Annotated in this window: 18 protein-coding genes, 2 tRNA genes and 1 pseudogene; 7 read left to right on the top strand and 14 right to left on the bottom strand. The window is 64.5% G+C overall.

Annotated elements, in window-relative coordinates:
• Nucleotides 1-207: 207 nt before the first annotated feature.
• A pseudogene (locus IVB01_RS33595) lies at nucleotides 208-390 on the top strand (hypothetical protein); the annotation flags it as partial.
• 55 nt (nucleotides 391-445) lie between these two features.
• Here the strand turns inward: IVB01_RS33595 and IVB01_RS33590 are convergent.
• On the bottom strand, nucleotides 446-3,808 hold the full coding sequence (locus IVB01_RS33590) for a PAS domain S-box protein (protein ID WP_247277494.1): 3,363 nt from the start codon (nucleotides 3,806-3,808) through the stop codon (nucleotides 446-448).
• Nucleotides 3,809-4,494: 686 nt separating this feature from the next.
• Between IVB01_RS33590 and IVB01_RS33585 the strand changes: the two genes are divergently transcribed.
• Nucleotides 4,495-4,929 (top strand): phasin, encoded by a 435-nt coding sequence (locus IVB01_RS33585; protein ID WP_247277493.1) that lies wholly within the window; start codon nucleotides 4,495-4,497, stop codon nucleotides 4,927-4,929.
• Nucleotides 4,930-5,354: 425 nt separating this feature from the next.
• Nucleotides 5,355-5,431, top strand: a tRNA-His gene (locus IVB01_RS33580).
• Nucleotides 5,432-5,604: 173 nt separating this feature from the next.
• Here the strand turns inward: IVB01_RS33580 and IVB01_RS33575 are convergent.
• The 4 genes from IVB01_RS33575 to IVB01_RS33560 all read right to left on the bottom strand — a co-directional run bounded on the left by IVB01_RS33575 (nucleotide 5,605) and on the right by IVB01_RS33560 (nucleotide 9,661).
• Entirely contained in the window at nucleotides 5,605-6,822 is a 1,218-nt protein-coding gene (locus IVB01_RS33575; RefSeq protein WP_247277492.1) for an FAD-binding oxidoreductase, read from the bottom strand.
• Nucleotides 6,823-7,117: 295 nt separating this feature from the next.
• Complete coding sequence (locus IVB01_RS33570; protein ID WP_247277491.1) at nucleotides 7,118-7,381, bottom strand: hypothetical protein; 264 nt, start codon at nucleotides 7,379-7,381, stop codon at nucleotides 7,118-7,120.
• Nucleotides 7,382-7,568: 187 nt separating this feature from the next.
• A complete protein-coding gene (locus IVB01_RS33565) occupies nucleotides 7,569-8,492 on the bottom strand; it encodes a CoA ester lyase (protein WP_247277490.1) in 924 nt (307 codons plus the stop codon).
• 2 nt (nucleotides 8,493-8,494) lie between these two features.
• Entirely contained in the window at nucleotides 8,495-9,661 is a 1,167-nt protein-coding gene (locus tag IVB01_RS33560) for a CaiB/BaiF CoA-transferase family protein (RefSeq protein ID WP_247277489.1), read from the bottom strand.
• Between the two features lie 368 nt (nucleotides 9,662-10,029).
• On the opposite strand from IVB01_RS33560, the gene IVB01_RS33555 reads away from it, so the two are divergent.
• Together IVB01_RS33555 and IVB01_RS33550 are read left to right on the top strand one after the other, a co-directional pair.
• Nucleotides 10,030-10,392 (top strand): hypothetical protein, encoded by a 363-nt coding sequence (locus tag IVB01_RS33555; RefSeq protein WP_247277488.1) that lies wholly within the window; start codon nucleotides 10,030-10,032, stop codon nucleotides 10,390-10,392.
• 370 nt (nucleotides 10,393-10,762) lie between these two features.
• On the top strand, nucleotides 10,763-11,440 hold the full coding sequence (locus IVB01_RS33550) for a ParA family protein (RefSeq protein ID WP_247277487.1): 678 nt from the start codon (nucleotides 10,763-10,765) through the stop codon (nucleotides 11,438-11,440).
• Between the two features lie 158 nt (nucleotides 11,441-11,598).
• Here IVB01_RS33550 and IVB01_RS35550 read toward each other — a convergent pair whose 3' ends face one another.
• The 5 genes from IVB01_RS35550 to trxB form a co-directional block, all read right to left on the bottom strand.
• Entirely contained in the window at nucleotides 11,599-11,724 is a 126-nt protein-coding gene (locus IVB01_RS35550) for a hypothetical protein (RefSeq protein WP_256464544.1), read from the bottom strand.
• A gap of 146 nt (nucleotides 11,725-11,870) precedes the next feature.
• Complete coding sequence (locus tag IVB01_RS33545) at nucleotides 11,871-12,020, bottom strand: hypothetical protein (protein ID WP_247277486.1); 150 nt, start codon at nucleotides 12,018-12,020, stop codon at nucleotides 11,871-11,873.
• Nucleotides 12,021-12,171: 151 nt separating this feature from the next.
• Nucleotides 12,172-13,080, bottom strand: coding sequence for a 4-hydroxy-tetrahydrodipicolinate synthase (locus IVB01_RS33540; RefSeq protein WP_247277485.1), 909 nt, complete (start codon nucleotides 13,078-13,080; stop codon nucleotides 12,172-12,174).
• A gap of 447 nt (nucleotides 13,081-13,527) precedes the next feature.
• A complete protein-coding gene (locus IVB01_RS33535) occupies nucleotides 13,528-14,451 on the bottom strand; it encodes a LysR family transcriptional regulator (RefSeq protein ID WP_247277484.1) in 924 nt (307 codons plus the stop codon).
• A 4-nt stretch (nucleotides 14,452-14,455) separates the two neighbouring features.
• Nucleotides 14,456-15,421 carry a thioredoxin-disulfide reductase gene (trxB, locus tag IVB01_RS33530; RefSeq protein WP_247277483.1) on the bottom strand — a complete coding sequence of 322 codons (966 nt, stop codon included), beginning with the start codon at nucleotides 15,419-15,421 and terminating at the stop codon, nucleotides 14,456-14,458.
• Between the two features lie 265 nt (nucleotides 15,422-15,686).
• Here trxB and IVB01_RS33525 point away from each other — a divergent pair, with 265 nt between their 5' ends.
• Complete coding sequence (locus IVB01_RS33525) at nucleotides 15,687-16,166, top strand: Lrp/AsnC family transcriptional regulator (protein ID WP_183246374.1); 480 nt, start codon at nucleotides 15,687-15,689, stop codon at nucleotides 16,164-16,166.
• A 115-nt stretch (nucleotides 16,167-16,281) separates the two neighbouring features.
• Here IVB01_RS33525 and greA read toward each other — a convergent pair whose 3' ends face one another.
• The 3 genes from greA to IVB01_RS33510 form a co-directional block, all read right to left on the bottom strand.
• On the bottom strand, nucleotides 16,282-16,755 hold the full coding sequence (gene greA / locus IVB01_RS33520; RefSeq protein WP_247277482.1) for a transcription elongation factor GreA: 474 nt from the start codon (nucleotides 16,753-16,755) through the stop codon (nucleotides 16,282-16,284).
• A gap of 219 nt (nucleotides 16,756-16,974) precedes the next feature.
• Nucleotides 16,975-20,439, bottom strand: a complete 3,465-nt coding sequence (carB, locus tag IVB01_RS33515; protein ID WP_247277481.1) for a carbamoyl-phosphate synthase large subunit — start codon at nucleotides 20,437-20,439, stop codon at nucleotides 16,975-16,977.
• 141 nt (nucleotides 20,440-20,580) lie between these two features.
• Nucleotides 20,581-21,750 (bottom strand): MFS transporter, encoded by a 1,170-nt coding sequence (locus tag IVB01_RS33510; RefSeq protein WP_247448709.1) that lies wholly within the window; start codon nucleotides 21,748-21,750, stop codon nucleotides 20,581-20,583.
• 109 nt (nucleotides 21,751-21,859) lie between these two features.
• Between IVB01_RS33510 and IVB01_RS33505 the strand changes: the two genes are divergently transcribed.
• The gene (locus IVB01_RS33505) at nucleotides 21,860-22,237 is read left to right on the top strand and encodes a transcriptional regulator (protein WP_247277479.1); all 378 of its coding nucleotides are present in this window, start codon (nucleotides 21,860-21,862) and stop codon (nucleotides 22,235-22,237) included.
• A gap of 118 nt (nucleotides 22,238-22,355) precedes the next feature.
• Here the strand turns inward: IVB01_RS33505 and IVB01_RS33500 are convergent.
• Nucleotides 22,356-22,431 (bottom strand) — tRNA-OTHER (locus IVB01_RS33500).
• Nucleotides 22,432-22,448 lie beyond the last annotated feature (17 nt).

Here is a 22,448-nt window from a genome sequence, read left to right as displayed (position 1 = left end):
GCCATCCTTATCGCGGCCCCGCTGATGGCGGGGCCCGCAATCGCGCAGCAGGCAACACCTAACCAGAACGTGCAGAGCGAAGCGGACAAAGGCCTCAAGACGCAGAATTCCGGCGCCTCGGGCTACGTTGGAGCGCAGGACAAGCCGGGCTCGGCCGCGACCGCGCCGGGAGATCACACGCGCACGGACAGCAGCAGCGGTGTCGCCAACGTCCCCAGCGCGCAGAACTCGGGGACGGGTATCGCTGGGGCTCCCGGCAACAAGAACGGTCCTCCCGCTCGCACCGGAACGGTTGGCTCGAACTCGCAAAACCCGACCGTCCAGCAGCAGGATACCTCGAACATTAAGGGCTTGCCGGGCAACAAGAGCGGCCCGCCGGCCAAGCGTTGAGAGCGGCGTGAAGGAGGGCCGGTCCGTTGGGACCGACCCTCCGCAAAATGCTCACTCACGCCTTCGCCAGCGCCGGTGCGAACACCACCTCGATCAGCGTGCCGGAATTGCCCGCGTTCTTGATGTTGAACTGGGCGCGGTTGGCTTCGACCAGCGCCTTGGTCAGCGATAGGCTGAGCGCGGAGCTGTCCGCGGCGTCGCCTGGCGGCGGGGTGCGGAACGGCTCCATCGCGGCGGCGACTTCGCGTTCGCTGAGGCCATGGCCGGTGTCGCGGATGCGCAGCGCGATCTCGCCGCGATCGGTCAGCGCGGTCGAGACGATGACCTGGCCGCCGGCGCTCGCAAGCCGGATCGAGTTCGAGATCAGGTTTACGGTGATCTGCCGCATCGCGCGCGCATCCACCGTGACCTGCGGCAGCGCATGCGCCAGCGAGGTGCGGATGATGATGCGCTCGCGATTGGCCTGCGGCTGCATCACCACGACGCAGGCCTCGACGAGGTCGTTGAGATTGAGGTTGGCGAAGTTGAGGTCGAGCTTGCCGGTCTCGATCCGCGACAGCTCCAAGAGATCGTCGATGATCGCGATGACGCGCTCGCCGGAGGCGCGGATGTCCTTCATGTATTCGCCGTAGCGCTCGTTGCCGAGTGCGCCGAAACGCTCGGAGATCATCACCTCGGCGAAGCCGATGATGGCGTTGAGCGGGGTGCGGATCTCGTGGCTGATCCGCGCCAGCATGTCGGCTTTGGCCGTCGCTGCGCCGTCGGCGAGACGGCGGGCCCGCGTCAGCTCGCTCTCGCCCTTCTTGCTCTGGGAGAGATCGCGGAACACGGCGAAGAAGTTCGGGCCGTCCGGCCGTGTGCGGCCCATGATCATCGCGAGCGGAATGACGCCGCCCTTCTTCTCGCGGCCCAGCACCTCGCGGCCGTGGTCGAGCAGGCTCGCAATGTTCTGGCTCTTCAGGCTTTCGAGATAGTCGGCGACGATCTGCTGGCTCTCAGGGGCGAACAGCGTCGCCAGATTCTGCTCGAGCAGGGCTTCGCCGTCATAGCCGAACAGCGCCTCGGCGCTGCGGTTGCAGGCGTGGATGTTGCCCTCGGCATCGAACATCACGATGCCCTCGGCCGTGGTGTCCAGGATCGCGGCGAGATCCTCGGCGTCGGCATCGCCGGCCGCGGGCTCGAGCTCGGGCGCAAAGGGCAAGGATTCGGAGACAATCGTCTCGGCGATATCGGGCGCGGCGACCATTGGCGCGGCCTGCGGCAGCGCGCAGATCAGCGCATGCGCGCTCTCGCCGTCCCAGTCGATCGTGTGCAGATGCGCTTCCGTGGTCGCAAGCGGCTCTTCGCCGTTCGCGATGGCCGCGCTGATCGTCACCGGCGTGCCTGCTTGCGACGTGCTGCTGGCCGTGGAGACGCCCGGCTCGACATAGAGCGCGTCCAGCCCGCCGGCATCCTCCAGCGCGCTCAGGTTTGCGTAGCCCATGCGCGCGAGGAAGGCGGGGTTGGCGTAGAGCAGGCGGTCGAGGCGATAGATCAGGATGCCGGTCGGCAATAGGTCGAGCAGCGCGCGGTCGCGCACGGGCTCGCCGCGTGCCGGCGGCGCCGGCTCGGTCAGCCATTCGGCCGCAGCCTGCGGCGCCTCGGGCTCCGGCGCGGGTGGTTCGGGCGCGAATTCGGCGGCCGGCGGCTCAGACGTGTCGGCGGCAATCGTCTCGCGGTCGCGCTCGAGCCGCTCGGACAATTGCCGGGCGAGCTCGTTGAACGCGCTGTTCTCGACCGGCGTCAGCGTCGGCGAGCGTGCATCGCCATGCGGGCGGAACGGCACGACGTTTGGAGGCGGCGTTTCCACTGGCGTTTCCGGATCGGTTGGATGTGAATTCGCGTCGGGTGTGGGGTCCGGCAGTTCGGCTTCAGGCTCGGGCGCAGGCGGCGCGATCGGCGGAGGCGGCGTCGCTGCCTCGGCCTCCGGCTCGACGCTTTCGGCGGACAGGCCGTGCTGCGCCGGCGCTTCGGCCAGCAGCTCGAAGCGGCGGAGCGCCTCGAGCCGGTTGAGGCCATCGAGATCGCGGCAGACGCCAAAGCCCTTGAAGCCGGCGAAGTTGCGCTCCCGATCGTAGATCGGCAGGCCCGCGAGCTCGACCGGAAGATGCTCGCCGCCATCGGCGGGCCAGTTCACGGTGATGCCGGCCCAGGTGTCGTGGCTCTCGAGCGCCTCTGCGATGCGCCCGTCGGGATCGAGCGCAAATTCCGCGGCGATCTCGCGCCAGCGGCGGCCGAAGCGGGCGGCGGTGTGCGGACCGATGAGACGGATGAATTCGTCGGAGCGAAGCACAAAGCGTCCCTCGGCATCCATCTGCCAGAGGAAGCGCAGCGGATGCTGACGCGGTGCGGGCGTCTTCTCGTGGCCCGGCGGCGGCTCGACCATGCCGATAGTGATCGGCGCCGGCCGCGGCGACACAATGGCCTGGGCGCAGTTTTCAACCGGAGTTTTGGCCGCGGCCTCCGCGGTCTGCTCGGGCGCCGGTTCTTGCACGGCGTCCACGGCCGCTTCGCTCACGGCCGGTTCGGGCGCGGGCGTCGTCGTCGCGGCTATGTCGGATGTTTCGATCGGCTCAGCGAAGGCGTCGAACAATGCGATCCCGGCCTCCGCATCCAGCGATGACGGCTCGTTCGTCATCTCGGCGTCCTGCTGCGCCGCTTCGACCGGGGCTTCGGCTGTGGCTTCCGTCGTATTCTCCGGCGCCCATGCTGCGGGCGCCTGTTGCGCGGCGGTGGGCTCGATCAGCGCGATAAGGCCGATATCGGCGCCCGTGCCGACCCGTTGCAGCACCATCTGGCCGATTCCGATCGGCGTCGCGGCGCGGCCGCAGGTCAGCGCTTCGCTGCGGGCCCGGTCGAGGCCCGCTTCGCCGAGATCGCGAAAGCCGAGCAGAGAACGGGCGGCCTCGCTGGCGCCGACGAACAGGCCGTCAGGCGCGAACGCGGCCATCGGCACCTTGGCGCCGTCGACGAGACGAAGCAGCCGCTCGAGCAGCGGCATGCTGCTCAGCGACGGGTCCATCGCGGCGACAAGCACGCCATGGCTGCCATCGGCGAAGTGGAGGCGGGCGCAGGCGCAGGTCATCAGCATGCCGAGCCGGGCGCCGAAGCCGCGCAGCCGTTCGAGCCGCACAGTGCCGGTCGGCGGCAGGCTGCGGGCGAGCCGGGCGACCTGGCGGCGGTGGCTGTCCGCCGGGCCGAACGTCCTGTCCGCGAGGGCTGTGGCATGGGCCGCGCCGAACAGTTTTGCGCCGACCGGATTGGCCCAGAGCACGCGCGTGCCGTCGATCGACCAGAGCCAGGCGGGCAGCGGAGAGGTCGCGTGCACGGCCAGCCGGGGATCGCCCACGCCTCGCAACTGGAAATCCGAACTCTTCATCCGACCGGCTTTAAGTCTCGCTTGTCAGCATCGCGTTAAGGCGGCTGCCGCGAATGACAGCCTTAAGAAGGGGTTAGTATCGCCTGCGCCCGCGGGCAGGTCCACGGCTGCGGCCCTTCGCACACGGCCCAAAGCCGCGATAACCTTAATCCAGCCGACCCCGCAAGCCGCAACGCCGTTGCATCCAAGGGATTCGCGGCACGACCCTCATCATCCCGGTTGGCGGAAGAGACTCCTCGTTGCTACGACGAAGTCCCGTTCCCTCCCCCCTTGTGGGGAGGGCTAGGGAGGGGGGTAGCCCAGGAAAAGGTGCCAACTGTTGATGCTGCACCCAAGCCGATGCCCTCCGGAAAAGTCCCCGAATGGGACTCCTCCTGCCCCTCCAGGGCGAGGGAACGAGAGAGTGGATCTCTCTGGCTAACCAACAACGCACCCAGCTACTCAACCACCGGTTTCCCAATCGGGAACTTCATCCTGCGGGATTAAATTCTCGCAACGCACCCTCCTGGCACAGTGCAATGCACAATGTTGACACGATGGGCTGCCATAGTCCTAGGCGCTGGGCGAGCCATCTCATTTGTTTCGCGTTTCCAGTCTTCGTACCCGCTGAATGCGAGGGCCCAAATTGGGGCCGGCGGGCGCGCCAGAAGGCTCACTCCATTTTTTCATTTAGCGTGAGGGACAACATGACAGGTGCGACTGATCCGTTTTCTGCCTCGATCATTCCGTTCGAGGTTCCCGAGCAGATGCGTGCGTTCGCCGAAAAGGGCGTGTCGCAGGTCCGCGAGAACTACGCCAAGTTCAAGGACGCCGCCGAAACCCACAACGGCACCGTGGAAGCCGTGTTCACCTCCGCCAGCAAGGGCGCGAGCGAGTACACCGCCAAGCTGGTGGAGTTCATGAAGGCCAACACCAGCGCCCAGCTGGACTTTGCCCAGCAGCTGTTCGGCCTCAAGTCGCCGGCCGAAGTGCTGGAGCTGTGGACCGGCCATACCCGCAAGCAGTTCGAGACCTTGCAGTCGCAGGCCAAGGAGTTGATCGAGCTCAGCCAGCGCGTCGCCGCCGAGACCGCCGAGCCGATCAAGGCCAGCGCCGAGAAGTTCTACAAGCCCGCCGCCTGAGGCGGACCGGACTTGAAGTGATTGAGAAACCCGGGCCGAAAGTCCCGGGTTTTTCTTTGGAAACGACGCTGCGGGTGATGCGGCCTGGGTTTAATCGACCTGCGCCAAGAATTCGGACCACCTCTCCCAAAGGGAGAGGTCGGATCGCATCGAAGTTGCGATCCGGGCGAGGGGATCAGGTCTCACTGCGGGACGCGGCCCCTCACCCGGATTGCTCAGGGCGCGCACTTGCGCGCCAAAGCAATCCGACCTCTCCCCGCTGGGGAGCGGTGAGGGACGCCCAGCCGATCTCGCCTCGGAGAGGGCCAAATATCGGGTTTTGCGGCCTTGCCAAAAACGCCGGTTGCACCTAGTTTCCGCCCCGTCCAGCCCCCCTCGGCACCGGCCCTTACCTGAGGGCGTCCCAAGGCGCGGCTCGCCAGGATGCAGTTGTAGCTCAGTTGGTTAGAGCGCCTGTCTGTGGAACAGGAGGTCGGTGGTTCGAGCCCACCCAACTGTACCAATGATCTCAAAGAGTCGAGCCCCTGCGCCCACGGTCTATTCGCTTGGTCTATTAAAGGCGCTGAGCGGAACGTGCGCACGACCAGCATGCTGCCGGCCTTTGGACCCGAAGCCGTCATTCCAAAAGTGGTTCGATGACTCTCTTTACTCGCCTCTCTCACGATCCAGGAGAAGTCAGACCGCGCCGTAGAAGTGCCTGTATTGCCATGCGGCTTGCTCCTCCAATTGAGCTTCAGACCACAATTGGTCTTTGAAGCGCATGACAGACATAGGCGATAGATCGATGGGAGGCCTGCCATCGACAATCCAAGTTGCAAGTGCCTCTCCGACGGCTGGCGAGATTGAAAGCCCGGCGACATTGCATCCGCTTGCAAAATAGAAGCCCGCCGCTCCAGGAGCCGGGCCAAGGATATGATGGCCGTCAGCGGTCATGGTCGGAATGCCACCGCGAAATTCCCGCACCTTGGCAGTATGCAGGATCGGGAGTTGATCCTTCACTTCAATAGCGGCTGAACAAAGCACCTCAATGTCGAGGGGCATGTCCTTGATGTCGAAATTGGCCCCGAGCGATTGCATATCGAAAAAACGCGGCGTTTCCTCGTAGACACCCCAAAGGAAGCCGCCCTGGTAGGGACGCGTATACACGGCGGCATCCATGATCCGAACCATCGGCAGGTCGGCGCGCGCGCCATCCAGAGGTTCCGTGACGATCAGTTGCTGCCGGGTGGGTTTCAACGGTACACGAATTCCGCTTGCCTCCGCTACCTGTCGCGTCCATGCACCGGCTGCATCGACGACGACCAGGCCTTCAATGATGCCTTTCGCGGTCGTTACGCCCGTCACCTTGCCAGCGCTGATGTTTACGGTGAGCACGTCCGTCTTCGGCAGCACGGTTGCACCCACAGCCGCTGCTGCTCTGGCGAAGCCGACTGCAACCTGCGCTGGGTCGAAATACCTGTCGTCAGCGATCCTCATCGCCGCTACGACGCCTGTTGGCTTCAAAAATGGATTGAGGCCGCTTGCCTGCTCCGGAGAGATCAGCTCGACATCAAGGCCCATACGGCGCCCGCGTTCAAAATCGGTCTTGAGAACCTCCGCGTCTTGCGGCCGACGCGCGATCTTCAGGCTGCCCGAATGCACCCAATCGAGAGGCTGCCCGGTTTCTTCCGTGAACGCTTCAATCTTGCGGCAAGCGTCCTTGATGAGGCTAATCATCAATTCGCTTTTGCGAACGCAGCTCACCATGCCTGCAGCGCGCGGCGAGGTCTGCGATCCAATGTCATGCTTGTCGACAAGCGCGACCCTGAGACCTTTTTGCTTGCTTAGGTAATATGCTGTGGCAGCGCCGAGGCCGCCGGAACCAATGACGATAACATCGGCCTTGCTTATCATGACAATGCCTCCTGAAATCCATCAGCAGCGGAACCTACCACGCGGTGGAGGTCGGTGACCATTCCCCGCTCTCGACGATAGCGCAGCAAGGGCTGCTTATAGCCCGCGACTGACATGCATTGACGGTGCCGGCACGCCTGCTTGCGAAGCCGGAGCGGACTCGATGCAAGCGCCAAGGAAGGGCGAGCCGCCACCGCCGATGCGGACGAAGCAGCGGTGGCTCGCTGGCGCGGAGCGTGTCGGTGCGCTCCGAGCAATACCCTCCCGAGACCACCGCAACCGGGAGGGCCGCGCGCTAAGCCGCTCTGATCCGCTCCGGCTTCTTGACGCGCGCTATGACGATGCCGAGTACGGCGCGCCGGTCCGCGTCCAGCCTGCGAAAGGCTGCGCCTCGCTCTTCGCTGAGTTCGATCAGCGCTTCCTCGTCGCGCTCGCGAGCCAGTAGCTCCGCTTCCAGCTCCAGCAGCTTGGCCGCGCGCTCATCTGACGACATCATGAGCGCCAGGTGCGCTATCCTGTCGATCTCTTCGTGCGGCCGCTTCTCGAAAGAGATGGTCAAGCCAAACGAGCGCGGCGCCGATGTCCAGCTTTGCCGCCGAAGCGCCCTCTACGGACCTGTCGAATTGGGCTTGGAAAGGCCGTCCATGATCGAAGGTGAGCTTCGGCCGTCCGCGCTCGCGCTGAGCGCAACATAAGCTGATGCCTGCTTCTTGAGATCGACGACGATCAATGCGGTGGCCATGCGCCTATGACCCGAGCTCGATGATCCTGCGTGCCATGCGCACATTGGCATAGTCGATCATCTTGCCATCCAGCGTCACCGCGCCCTGGCCTTGCGCCTCGGCGCTCTCCATGGCCTCGACGATCCGCCGCGCCTGGGCCAGCTCCTCGTCCGATGGCATGAACGCACGCAACGTCGGTTCGATTTGGTCGGGATGGATGATTTGCTTGCCGTCAAAGCCCATGGCGGCAGCCTTTTGCGCGCTGCTCTCGGTGAGCTTGGCATCGCGAAAGGCGCCGCACGGGCCGTCAATGGCGCGCAGGCCGAAGGCACGTGCCGCCACCAACAGGCGCATCATCGGGTAGGCGAACAGATCGAGCGGCGCGGACGCGTAGCCGCTTTGCGCCGATCCTACATGCCGGTAGCCGTCCGGCGAAATTCCGATGTCGGAGGTGCGGGCCCCGAGCGAGGCCGCGAAGTCGCCGACGCCGAGATGAAGCGCGGCGACGCTGTCGTGGCACGCGGCGAGCGCGTCGACATTGACGAGACCCAGCGCCGTCTCGATCAGCAATTCGAGCGCCACCGGCGCGGGGCGATCCGGCGCAGCCCCGCGCAACTGGTCGGCAATGGCAACGATGTCGCTGGCGCGCTCCGCCTTCGGCACGATCACCGCATCCAGCCGGGGATGCGCCGCCAGCGCGCGGATTTCCTCTCCGATGAACGGGCTGTCGACAGCGTTGAGCCTGATCGCAACGCGTTTGTTGCCCCAGTCGAGCGATGACAGCGACCGGACAGCTTCCTCCAGCGCAACACCCTTCTCGGACGGCGGCACCGCGTCCTCGAGGTCCATGAACACCGCATCGGCAGCCGAGGCGGCGGCCTTGGCGACAAGGCGGGAGCGATGCGCGGGAACGGCGAGATACGCCCGCGTCGGCCGCAGAGAGACCATCGTCACGTCTCTCTGGCGAGGCCGAGTTCGCCGAGGATGGAATCGTTGTGCTCGCCGATATCAGGCACCGGATCCATCCGCGGCGACAGGCCGGGGATGGTGAGCGCCGGCAGGAAGCTCATCACCGGCCCGCTGGGGGAGCCGACCGTCTGCACCCGCGAGCGCGCGTGGAGTTGCTCATGCTGCAGGAAGGCGTCGACCGAGTTCAGATGGGCGTTGGCGATCGAGGCTTCGTCGAGCAGCCGCAGCACCTCTTCGCTGGTCATGGATGCAAAGCGCTGCTCGATATGCGCTTGCAGATCGTCGCGGTTCTGCATGCGCAGCGGATTGGTGCGGAAGCTCGGATGGTCGGCGAAGCCGGCATCGCCCAGGACGATGCGGCACAGCGACCGCCATTCGCGATCGTTCTGGATGCCGAAGAAGATGGTGTTGCCGTCTCCGACCCGGAACGGGCCGTACGGCGCAATCGTCGCGTGCCTCGCGCCGGTTCGCGGCAGCGGCCGGCCCGTACTGTGCGTGTAGAAGGCGGGATAGCTCATCCAGTCCGTGATGGAATCGAATAACGAGGCCTGGAAGGCGGTGCCCTTGCCGGTCCGCTCGCGGCGATACAGCGCCATCAGCACGCCATTGAGGATGTACATGCCGGTGGCGATATCGACCACGGAAAGCCCGACCTTTGCCGGCTCCGCCTCGGTGCCGTTGACGGCGAGCACGCCGGCCTCGCACTGGACCAGCAGATCGTAGGCCTTCTTGTTGCTGAAGGGGCCGCCGGCCCCATAGCCTGAAACGTCGCAGGCGATGATCCGCGGGAATTTCCGCAAGAGAGATGCGGCATCGAGGCCGAGCCGCTCCGCCGCGCCGGGCGCGAGATTTTGGATGAAGACGTCGGCCCGCGGCAGCAGGGCGTCGAGCACCTTGCGGCCATCGGGACTCTTGATGTCGATCGCGAGGCTTTCCTTCGAACGATTGGTCCAGACGAACTGGCTCGACATGCCGTTCATCACGTGATCGTAGTCCCGGCAGAAATCGCCGTCGCCCGGCCGCTCGATCTTGATGATCCGCGCGCCCCAGTCCGCCAGGTGCCGGCTCGCAAGCGGCGCCGCAATCGCCTGCTCGAGCGAGACCACCGTCACGCCCGACAGCGGCAGCTCCGTCTCATTCCCATCCATGCGATCGCTCCACTCCCGTGCGCTTTTGATCAGCGCAGGAGACTGGCCGATCCATCCCACGCGCATCCTTTTGATGATGACATGATGCCCCTGTTTTGCCCGACGAGTCAAATTCGAATTCGTGAAATCCTAATACTGGAAATGCTGAGGGATTGCCGTGGCTTGGCTACTGTGCATGGGGTTGTTTTCGCGGTTTTTGTTTGAGGCCTGCCGAAGCGGGACGCTGTACGCCGCTTCGGCTTGGGGAACTGCAGGCCTTCACCGCCTGTTGCCGAGACCGCACACGTTGCGCCTTTCGCATCCCCCTCCGGTTGCCAATCAACCGCCGTTCACCCACTATCTCACCTGTTCGACATGTGGGGGGATCGATGCCGGCGTTTCGCTCGAAGAAGTCCTTTGCAAAACCGTTGGCCGTTGCCGGCCTCGGGATTGCCCTGGCCGTCCTGGCCCTGCCGCGTGCCGGCTTCGCCTATACCCAGGAAGAGCAGCAGGCCTGCTCGCCCGACGCGATGCGGCTGTGCGGCGAGTTCGTTCCGAACGTCGATGCCATCACCGCCTGCATGATCGCGAAGAAGTCGCAGCTCTCGCCGCAATGCCGGGTGTTCTTCCGGCCAGGACCCGAGCCGGGCGAGGTCCGTGCCGGCAAGCCGACCAACATCGCGCCCAAGGCCGCGAGGAAGAGCACCAAGCCGGCGCCGAAAGCCAAGAAGAAGAAATCCGAGCAGGGCTGAGCGCGACAGCGCGCTTTCTTCCTCGAAGTTCGGCAGCCGCGTTTCCTCCGTTGGACTCGTTTTGTTCGCGCGACCGGCGCGCCGGCTTGCGGCAATTGCAAGCGCGCACGACAAAAAAGAGTCGCAAAGCGGTTTGCGCGGCAAGGTTGCATTTCGCTTTGTCCGGCTTCGCTGCTCAAAAAGCGCATGATCGCTCGCGCAGGCCGCATTTCATTGCGATTGTATCGGGCGTCGCACCAGGCAGTGTGACTCAAAAGCCAACACGCCTTGTTATTTCGTGGCGGCAACGCAACTCCCGATAAATTTTTCTTTCACGAATCAGCGCGCTGATTCATTTTCGAGCCACGGGGTCAATCTGGAGGCCGAAGGTATGAACGTTATTGTTTTTGCATCACGTAAAGGCGGTTCGGGCAAGAGTACCCTCGCTGCCCATCTCGCCGCGCAGATCAAGGCGAGCAAGCAGGTCATGCTGGTGGACGCCGATCCGCAAGGCTCGCTCACGCTCTGGCACAAGCTGCGCGGCACCAACGAGCCGTCGATCAAGGCGGCCGTGAACTCCGTCAGCGGCATCGTCTCCGCGGCCAGGCGCGACGGTTATGAATGGGTGTTGATCGATACGCCGCCCAACCTGTCGGCGGTCGTCGACGACGCGATCAGGAACGCGACGATGGTGATCATTCCGGCGCGTCCCGGCGTGTTCGACGTCAACGCGGTGCAGGAAACCATTCAGATGTGCCGCGCCGCGCGCAAGCCCTACGCGGTCGTGCTCAACGGTGCGCCGGCGCGCCGCGACGAGACCGAAAGCCCGATCGTCACCATCGCCCGCGAGGCGCTGGCGAAATTCCGCGCTCCGGTGTGGGGCGGCCAGATCACCAACCGTTCGGATCTCCTGATGGCGCTCAGCCACGGCGAAGGCGCGCGCGAGTATCAGGCCGAGAGCCGCGCGGCTCAGGAAATTGCACGGCTGTGGGCGGCGATCGAGCGTTCAGTGAAGGCTATTCGCGGCACGGCTTCGGCTTCCGGCGCAATGCACAAGCAGGCGGCATAATTTCATTATTCATTTTCCCCGACGAAAAACGCGCGGACGAGCCGCGCGTTTTGCGTTTCTGCTTCACCTGTCTTTCCGGGATGGCGCGCAAGCGCGCCAGGCCCGGAATCTCGAGATTCCGGATTCGCCCTTCGGTCGATCCGGAATGACGAGCTGAGCTACGCGACCATCAGCATGTAGAACACGATGACCGGCGACAGGGTGAGGATCACCGACCAGATGCCGACGGCCCAGAGAATGTCCTCGGTGGTAAAGCTCTGCCCGGCGTCGTAATGCGACGCCATTTCATGCTGACTATTCACAAACGCCCCCGCGATTTCTTCGCTTATGGGCGCCAGTGATACGCGGGATGTTTTAAAATTCCGGGTCGCAGCTGGCCGTGCATTTTGAACACAGGTGCTACCACGGGTTAACCATCCGCGTGGCGCTGTCAGCCTGCCAGCCAGACGCGAAACAGCAGCACCGGCATCAGGCCGAGCATCACCGCCCAGAACCCGAATGACGACACCACCAGAATTCCCTGCACGAGATCGGCCGGCGCGAATTGGCTCGCGGCCATCGGCCGGGTGCGATGTCCCATGGTCATTCCCCCGTTTGAAAGTCTTGGCGGAAACGATAGGCGCGATTGCGTAAACGAGGCGTGGATGCACCATGCGGCAGACGCGAAGGCGGTTGGCGCGCGGTTAACTATGGAGGCGTTCTTACCCTCCCCCTCCAGGGGAGGGTAAGCGCTAGGCCGCGGCTTTCATCCGTCGCTCGATCTCGCGATCGATCGTGGCGGCGAACTCGCTGCTCACTTCCACCATCGGCAGGCGCACTTCTGGGCTGTCGATGAGGCCGCTGCGCCACAGCCAGTACTTCGCCGGCGCAGGGCTCGGCTCGGCGAACAGCAGCCGTGTCAGCTCGGCGACCTCCTGCCAGCGCGCCCTCGCGGCATCGTGATTGCCGCGCTTGAGTTCCGCATACACCGCCGCAAATGTCGCGGTCTCGACATGGGCTGACAGCACGATGCCGCCGTCGGCGCCGTCGGTGAGCGCCTCGAAATAATTCGCGTCCTCGCCGGTGAGCACGCGAAAATCCTTCGGCCTGTCGCGCAGCAGCGCGATCGATTGTTCGCGGCTCGCACCGCAATCCTTCAGGCCGACGATGTTCCTGTGTTCGGCGAGCCGCAGCATGGTCTGGTTGGTGACATTGACCGCGCAGCGGTAGGGAATGTTGTAGAGCGCAATCGGCCAGGCGGCGTGATCGGCGAGCGCCTCGAAATGCGCCAGCAGCCCGCGCTGCGACGGCCGCACATAGTATGGGCTTGCGATCAGATAACCGTCGATCGGCCAGTCCGCGGTCTCGTCGAGGCGATCCTTCAGCCGCGAGGTGTCCGCGCCCGACAGCCCGAGGCAGATCGGCAAGGTGCGGCGGCCCGCCGCCATCTCGTCGCGGACGACGGCGACGAGGCGCTCGAGTTCAGTGTCGCGCAGCGTCATGCCTTCACCCGAAGTCGCCCCCAGGATGAAGCCGTCGATGGCCTGTGCGCCGTAGTGCCGCGCCAGCCGCCGCAATGACGTCTCGTCGAGACGGCCGTCGCGAAACGGCGTCACCAGCGGCAGCCACAGCCCGTGCAATTGGTCTCGTAGTCCGGTCATGTTTCCATCTCCTTCTCGGGAAAAAGGCCTGAGACGGAGGGCACATGAAAAAACCCCGTCCAGGCGGCGGGGTTTTCGGGATTTGCTGCGATGACGAAGCCGGTATTAGCGCACGCAAAAATCCGAGGTCCCCGGATGGGGACCTTTTTTCGAGATGACTGCGCACGACTTCGTGATCATCGACAAATGATGCGGGGTATACCCAAGCCTGTCAATACACGCGGAAGGCGAAAGGCAATTTTGACGAAAAAAAGCCGGACCCGAAGGCCCGGCTTAGGTATTGGCCACGTGAGGCCGACACAATCACCTTCCAAGAGGGATTACTGAACTCCCGCGCCACTGGAGGAGGGGGACAAATGCGCAACGCGAAGGCTCAGCGTGCAAACAGTATGGGCTTGACGAGCGCCGTCCAGCAACAGCCGAGGCCGCATGTCAGTCATGCGGAAATCAGGACGGCCAGCGCTGCGCCTTGCTGACCACGAAGTCGCGGAACACCTGCACGCGTGCGACCGTCTTCAACTCCTCGGGATAGACGAAATAGGTGTCGAGCTGGATCGAATCCGATTCACCGAACAGCTGCACGAGTTTGTTCTGTTCCTCGACGAGGTAGTCGGGCAGGGCGGCGATTCCGAGGCCCTGCTGACAGGCGCGCACGAGGCCGAGGATGTTGTTGACCTTGAAATAGGCTTCGCGCGGACCCGAGCCGTTGCGACCAGCCTCGATCAGCCAGTTGCGGTTCTGAAGATGCGGGGCGAAGTTGCCGTCCGACAGCGTGATGATGCGGTGAGAGTCGAGCTCCTCCAGCGTGCGTGGCGTGCCGAAGCGCTTGATGTATTCCGGCGAGCAATATGCGTGGAAGCCCATCGCGAACAGCTTGCGCTGGATGAGATCCGGCTGGGTCGGCTTGCGGGTCCGGATCGCGACGTCCGCCTCGCGCATGGACAGGTCGAGCTCCTCGTCGGTGACGATCAAGGAGATCCGGATCTCCGGATAGAGCGCGGTGAACTCGCCGAGCCGCGGGATCAGCCAGTTGATGCCGACGCCAGGCGTGGTGGTGATCTTGAGGTCGCCGCTCGGCCGCTCGCGGCTGTCGGTCAGCTTGGCACGCGCGGCCTGGAGCTGCATGAACACGTCATGCGCGGTGCGGAACAGCAGGTCGCCCTGCTCGGTCAGGATCAGGCCGCGGGCGTGGCGGTGGAACAGCGAGACCGAGAGCTCCTGCTCCAGCGCCGAGACCTGGCGCGACACCGCCGATTGCGACAGGCCGAGCTGCTCGCCCGCATGCGTGAAGCTGCCCGCTTCCGCCGCCGCGTGAAACACCTTCAGCTTGTCCCAGTCCATATCCGTAAATCCGTCGCGTGTTCGGGGCATGATTCTATTCCGCTGCCGCGCGCTCGCTGGCGCGAAGGGCCAAGAAACGTTCGGCCTCGAGTGCGGCCATGCAGCCGAGGCCGGCGGCCGTCACGGCCTGGCGATAAGTCTCGTCGGCCACGTCGCCGGCGGCGAACAGGCCGGGCACCGAGGTGGCGGTCGAGTTCGGGGCGACCTCGACGTAGCCCGACGGCTTGAGCTTGACCTGGCCTTTGACGAGCTCGGTCGCCGGGGCGTGGCCGATGGCGATGAAGATGCCGTCGGTCTTCACGTTCGTGAGCGCGCCGGTCTTGACGTTCTTGAGGCGCACATGGGTGACCTTGTTCGGGTTCTCGGTGCCGCAGATCTCGTCGACGGCTGAGTCCCAGATCACCTTGATTTTGGGGTGCTTGAACAGACGCTCCTGCAGGATGCGCTCGGCACGGAAGTGATCGCGACGATGCACGATGGTGACCTGAGAGGCATGGTTGGTGAGGTACAGGGCTTCCTCGACCGCGGTATTGCCGCCGCCGACCACCACGACCTCCTTGTTGCGGTAGAAGAAGCCGTCGCACGTGGCACAGGCCGACACGCCGCCGCCCTGGAATTTTGTTTCCGACGGCAGCCCGAGCCAGCGCGCCTGCGCGCCTGTGGCGAGGATGACGCTGTCGGCAAGATAGACGTCACCGCTGTCGCAGGTGAGGCGGAACGGCCGCTGCGCAGTTTCCAGCTTGGTGACCAGGTCAGAGACGATCTTGGTGCCGACGTGGACCGCCTGCTTCTCCATCTGCTCCATCAGCCAGGGGCCCTGGATCACGTCGGCGAAGCCCGGATAGTTCTCGACGTCGGTGGTGATGGTGAGCTGACCGCCCGGCTGGATGCCCTGAATCAGGATCGGCTCGAGCATCGCACGCGCGGCGTAGATCGCCGCCGTGTAACCGGCGGGGCCGGAGCCGATGATGACGACCTTTGCATGAACAGGAGCGGACATTTCGGTGGACGCCTTTCACGGGGGATTTGCAGCGCGCGCGCGGAACGTGCCGGGAGGCCTCGCGGAGGCGCTGAAATATCAGAGCTAATCTAAGCCTTCTGGTGAGCTATGCAAGAATTGCATTCCCTATCGGCGGATTTTTCCAACAAGGAACAAAAGTCAATTGCGCTGCACGCGCAATAAAATTGCGCTGGGCGTATGGACTGGGTATGAGGATTGCGACAAGCCACCCAATACCGCCGCCGAGGCCAGGAGTTCCAATCACGTGTCGCGGAGCCTAGACGAGATCGACCTGAAAATTCTCACCGAGATTCAGGCCGACGGTCGAATCACGAATGTCGAGCTGGCCAAGCGCGTCGGCATCTCGCCGCCGCCCTGCCTGCGCCGCGTCCGGGCGCTGGAGGAGGAGGGCTATATCCATGGCTATCGCGGCCTGCTGGACGCCCGCAAGCTCGGCTTCGACGTCACCGTATTCGCCGCCGTGCACCTGTCCAGCCAGGCCGAAGCGGATTTGCGCGCCTTCGAGGAATTCGTCCGCGCCGAGCCCTTGGTGCGGGAATGCTGGATGCTGTCGGGCGAGGTCGATTTCATCCTGAAATGCGTCGCCCCCGACATGGCGACCTTCCAGGATTTCGTCACGCACCTGACCGCCGCGCCCCATGTGCGCAACGTGCGGACCTCGCTGGTGCTGCACAATTCGAAATATGAGGCGGCGGTGCCGCTCGACGTGAAGGGACGAAGGTAGCTCGGGTGATCGCCTGCCCCGGCCGGAGCGCAGCGCATCTTCAGCGATGCGCTGCAGAGCCGCGCCGCGCATTGCGCCGCCTTTTCGGAACGGCGTCACGGGCAGCGGCAAATCTCTACCGCCACTCCACCTTGGTGATCTCATACGCCTTGGCGCCGCCCGGCGTGTTGACCTCGACGGAGGCGCCCTTCTTCTTGCCGATCAGGGCGCGGGCGAGCGGCGAGGTGATGGAGATGCGGCCCTTCTTGGCGTCGGCCTCGACCTCGCCGACGATCTGCCACACCGTCTTCTTGTCGGTGTCCTCGTCGACCAGCGTCACGGTGGCGCCGAACTTGATGGTGTCGCCGGAGAGCTTCGAGATGTCGATGATGTCGGCGCGCGCGAGCTTGTCCTCGAGTTCGGCGATGCGGCCCTCATTGTGGGACTGCTCTTCCTTCGCGGCATGATATTCCGCGTTCTCCGACAGGTCTCCGTGCGAGCGCGCCTCCGCGATATGCTCGATGATCCGCGGACGGTCTACAGACTGGCGCTGCTTCAATTCTTCCCCGAGCGCGACAAAGCCGGCCTGGGTCATCGGAACCTTTTCCATCTCTTCTCTCGTCCTTCAGCTGCGCGCCCATATAAAGGGTGGCGCGGCAACCTTGATGCGTCGGTGTTCCCGGGGCTCAAAATGCGCCCACCGGGATTATTATTCGGGTCTGGCGCCGGAACAGAACACTCACATGGCCGGACAGTTCCTCCCGCCATTGTGGCTTCCTTGCCAATCACTTAGCGAAAGGCTGAGCCCAAGACCCACCCCCGCTAGCAATCAGGTTTCCGAAAAGTAGCTCTGCAGGGTCCGAACCTCAAGGTCCCCGCCCAGATAGGCGCGGATGCCCTGCGCGGCCGCCACGGCCCCGGAAAGAGTGGTGTAATACGGCACTTTATGCAAGAGGGCCGCGCGCCGCAGCGAACGGCTGTCGGCGAGCGCCTGCGGGCCTTCGGTGGTGTTGAAGACGAGCTGGACGTCGCCATTGGTGATGGCGTCGACGATGTGCGGCCGGCCCTCCAGCACCTTGTTCACCTTCTCGGTCGGGATGCCCTGATCGGTCAGGAAGCGCTGGGTGCCCGAGGTCGCCAGCACCTTGAAGCCGAGCGAATGCAGTTCGCGCACAGCCTCGGCGATGCGCGTCTTGTCGCTCTCGCGCACCGAGACGAACACCGTGCCCTTGCGCGGCACCCGCGTGCCGCCGCCGAGCTGGCTCTTGGCGAACGCCACCGCAAACGAGCGGTCGATGCCCATGACCTCGCCCGTCGAGCGCATCTCCGGGCCGAGCACCGTGTCGACGCCGGGGAAGCGCGCGAACGGGAATACCGATTCCTTGACGCCAACGTGCTTGAGCTCCGCCTTCTTTAGCTTGAAATCGGCGAGCTTCTCGCCGGCCATGATGCGCGCGGCGATCTTCGCGACCGGCGTGCCGATCACCTTGGCGACGAACGGCACTGTGCGCGAAGCGCGCGGATTGACTTCGAGCACGTAGATCTCGCTGTCCTTGATGGCGTATTGCACGTTCATCAGGCCGACCACGTCGAGGCCGAGCGCGAGCTCGCGGGTCTGCCGCTCCAGCTCCTCGATCATCCCGGCATCGAGCGAATGCGGCGGCAGCGAGCAGGCGCTATCGCCGGAATGGATGCCGGCTTCCTCGATGTGCTCCATGATGCCGACGATGAAAGTGTCCTTGCCGTCGCAGAGGCAGTCGACGTCGATTTCGGTCGCGTCCGAGAGATAGCGGTCGAACAGCAGCGGGTTCTTGCCGAGCACGGTGTTGATCTGCCCGGTCTTGTCGTTGGGATAGCGCGCCTTGACGTCGGCCGGCACCAGCTCCGGCAGCGTGCCGAGCAGATAGTCGTTGAGCTGGTTCTCCTCGCGGATGATCTGCATGGCGCGGCCGCCGAGCACATAGGACGGACGCACCACCAGCGGCAGGCCGAGATCGGCGGAGACGAGCCTCGCCTGCTCGACCGAATAAGCGATACCGTTCTTCGGCTGCTTGAGCCGCAGCTTGTCGAGCACGCGCTTGAAGCGGTCGCGATCCTCGGCAAGATCGATGGCATCGGGCGAGGTGCCGAGGATCGGCACTTCGGCTGCTTCCAGCGCGCGCGCCAGCTTCAGCGGGGTCTGGCCGCCGAACTGCACGATCACGCCGTGCAGCGTGCCTTTGCTGCGCTCCTTGGCGATGATCTCCAGCACGTCCTCGGCGGTGAGCGGCTCGAAATAGAGCCGGTCGGCAGTGTCGTAATCGGTCGACACGGTCTCCGGATTGCAGTTGACCATGATGGATTCGTAGCCGGCATCGTGCAGCGCGAAGCAGGCGTGACAGCAGCAATAGTCGAACTCGATGCCCTGGCCGATGCGGTTCGGTCCGCCGCCGAGGATGATGACCTTCTTCTTGTCGGACGGAGTGCTCTCGTCCGCAGGCGCACCCGCAAACGGCGCCTCATAGGTCGAATACATATAGGCGGTGGGAGAGGCGAACTCGGCCGCACAGGTGTCGATGCGCTTGTAGACGGGACGGACGCCGAGCGCGTGGCGCTTCGCCGTGACGTCGGCTTCCGTCGTCCCGGCGAGCACTGCGAGGCGCGCATCGGAGAAGCCCATGGACTTGAGCGTGCGCATGCCGAAGGCATTGCCCGGCAGGCCGTTCTTGCGAACCTTCTCCTCCATGTCCACGATGCCGCGCATCTCGCCGAGGAACCACGGATCGATCTTGCAGGAGTTGAAGATGTCCTCGTTGGACCAGCCGAGCCGCATCGCCTGGGCGACCTGGAGCAGCCGGTTCGGCGTCGGCGTGCCGAGCGCGGCGCGGATCGCATTCTTGTCGTCGTCGCGGCCGAGTCCCTCGATCTCGATCTCGTCGAGGCCGGTCAATCCGGTCTCGAGCCCGCGCAAGGCCTTCTGAAGACTTTCCTGGAAGGTGCGGCCGATCGCCATGACTTCGCCGACCGACTTCATCGAGGTCGTCAGCGTGGTCGAGGCACCCGGAAATTTCTCGAAGGCGAAGCGCGGCACCTTGGTGACGACGTAATCGATCGTCGGCTCGAACGAGGCCGGCGTGGCGCCGCCGGTGATGTCGTTGGCGATCTCGTCGAGGGTGTAGCCGACCGCGAGCTTGGCAGCGACCTTGGCGATCGGAAAGCCGGTGGCCTTGGAGGCCAGTGCGGACGAGCGCGACACGCGCGGATTCATCTCGATGACGACCATGCGGCCGTCTTCGGGATTGACGCCGAACTGCACGTTGGAGCCGCCGGTCTCGACCCCGATCTCGCGCAGCACCGCCAGCGAGGCGTCGCGCATGATCTGGTATTCCTTGTCGGTCAACGTCAGGGCGGGCGCCACGGTGATGGAATCGCCGGTATGCACGCCCATCGGATCGAGGTTCTCGATCGAGCAGACGATGATGCAATTGTCCTTCTTGTCGCGCACGACCTCCATCTCGTACTCTTTCCAGCCGAGCACGGATTCTTCGATCAGCACTTCGTTGGTGGGCGATGCATCAAGGCCGCGCTCGATGATGTCGAGGAACTCTTCCTTGTTGTAGGCGATGCCGCCGCCGGTGCCGCCCATCGTGAAGGAGGGCCGGATGATTGCGGGCAGGCCGATCTCGGAGAGCGCCATCATCGCCTGGCCCAGCGCATATTCCTGATAGCGCTTGCGGCGGTCGCCTTCGCCGAGCGTCCATTGCCGGTCGAGCTCTTCGAGGGCCGCGCCCGACAGCTTCTCGCGTTCGGCATGGTATTTGTCGCGGAACGACTTCTTCAGCTCGGACGCGTTGGCGAGCCGCGACTTCGGCGTCTGCAGACCGATCTTCTCCATGGCGTTGCGGAACAACTGGCGGTCCTCGGCCTTGTCGATCGCATCCGCGGTCGCGCCGATCATCTCGACGTCGAACTTTTCCAGCGTGCCCTGCCGGCGCAGCGACAGCGCGCAGTTCAGGGCTGTTTGACCGCCCATGGTCGGCAGCAGCGCGAAGCCGCCGGGAATGACGTGGCGCTCCTTCTCGATGATCTTGGCGACGATCTCGGGCGTGATCGGCTCGATATAGGTCGCATCGGCCAATTCCGGATCGGTCATGATGGTGGCCGGGTTGGAATTGACGAGGACGATGCGATAGCCCTCTTCCTTCAGCGTCTTCACCGCCTGCGTGCCCGAATAGTCGAACTCGCAGGCCTGGCCGATCACGATGGGACCGGCGCCGATGATCAGGATGGTGGTGATGTCTGTACGTTTGGGCATCAACTCTCGCCGGACTGGGATTTGGGCAAAAAAAAGGGCGCGCTACCGCGCGTCCCTGTGGCCGAGAGCGCGGTGGTCTCCCTCGCGCGCGGGTGGGTCTTAGACCAGTTTTCAGGGCGGCGAAACCCCGAAAAACGCCCATCAACCGGCAATTTTGACCGGTTTTGGCCGCGCCTGCCAGCCGCGGGCGAGATGCACCAGAAGCGAGGCGGCAACGCTCGTTCCGCCGATCCAGCCGAGGTCATTGGGCGAGAGTGTGGCCAGCACCGCGCCGCCCAGGGCGCCGCCGATGGCGAAGCCGAGATACATCGCCGAGGCGTTGAGCGAGAGCGCGATCATCGAGGCCTGCGGCTCGATCCGGATGATGCTGGCGATCTGGGCCGGATAAAACGCCCAGCCCGAGACGCCCCAGAGGAAGATCGCGCCCAGCACCGTATAATGCGCCTGTCCGGGCATCAGCTTCAGCACCAGCGAATGCAGGATCAGCGCACTCGCCATGCCGGCGAGCCCGAGCGCGGCGGTGGCGAGCGTGCCGAGCCGGTCGGCCAGGACGCCGCCGAGCATGTTGCCGATCGCGGCGGCGCCGCCGAACACCAGCAGTGCCAGACTGATCTGCGAGGCGTCAAAGCCGAGGCTGCGCAGAGGAACGGCGAAATAGGTGAACACGGTGAAGCCGCCGAGCGCCCATAAAATTGTGATCACAAGCGCGATCAAGACATTGCTGTGACGCGCCACCGCCAGCCGCTCGCTCAGCGAGGCGGTGTTGCGCGGCAGGCCTTTGGGTAGCCCAAGCAGAAGGCCGGCGAGTGCCACCGTGCCGATCAGGGCGACCATGGCAAACGTGGCGCGCCAGCCGAGCAGGCTGCCGACGAGATTGCCAAGGGGGACGCCGATGACGGTTGCGACCGTAAGGCCCGAGGTGACGAGGGCCACCGCACGTCCGCGCCGTTCGGGCGAGGCGACCGCCACGGACACTGCCAGTGCCGTCGGCATGCACAGTCCCGAGCCCAGCGCCATCAGCATACGCGAGGCCAGCAGCAGGGCGTAGCTTGAGGCCGCCATTGCGGCGAGGTTGCCGGCGACGAAGGTCGTCAACGCCAGAGCCAACACGGTGCGGCGGTCGATGTTGTTGAGCGTGACCGCCAGGATCGGCGAGCCCACGGCATAGGTGAGGGCGTAAGCGGTGACCAGCTGGCCGGCGGCCGAGACCGAAATCGAGAGGTCAGTGGCGATCGCCGGTAAAAGTCCTGCAATGACAAATCCTTCAGTGCCGATCGCGAAGGCCGCCAGGGCCAGCCAGAACACGCTCATGGGAGAAATCCTTATGTTCAACGTTTATTGAACTATTGGTTGAACCGGCCTAGAAGTCAATTGGTTCAAGAACTGTTGAACATTTCGGTCTCGTCGCTATGATGGACCCATGAGCCGAATGCCATTTCACCCGACCCGCGAGCAGATCGAGCTGCCGATGGTCCTGGATTGCCTGAGCGATCCGATCCGGTTGGCGATCGTCTACCAGCTCGCGCAGCAAGAACGTGTCAGCAGCGAGCTCTGCTGTGGCGATTTCAGCGGCCTCGGCGGCAAGTCCAACCTCGCCTATCACTTTGCCAAACTGCGCGAATGCGGCCTGATGCAGACCCGCGTGGCCGGCACCAACCGCTTCATGCGGCTGCGCCGCGAGGATCTGGATGCGCGCTTCCCGGGCGTGCTCGATGCCGTGATCAAGTCAGCGGCCAAGGACGCCGACCGGCTTCAGCTGCTGTCCGAGTGCGAGATGGTCGACGCCGACCGAAAATGAGACGATTGCGCGCGAGCAGTCCGTCTTCGCTTTCGCTTCGCTGAAGCTACGCCGGACACGCTTCGCCCCTGCCGGTCTAGCATGGCTGCGCCACGCGTAGCCCCGCAGGGGCGAAGCGTGGAGACCCGGCCTGGATTTGAACCAGGATGAAGAGCGTTGCACCGCCCTCGCGTAGACGCTTCCGCCACCGGGCCGCATCGATCATTACCGA

The sequence above is a fragment of the Bradyrhizobium sp. 164 genome (genome assembly GCF_023073715.1).
GTDB lineage: Bacteria > Pseudomonadota > Alphaproteobacteria > Rhizobiales > Xanthobacteraceae > Bradyrhizobium.
Note: the sequence above shows the minus strand (reverse complement) of the source record. Positions and strands in the feature narration are given on the sequence as shown.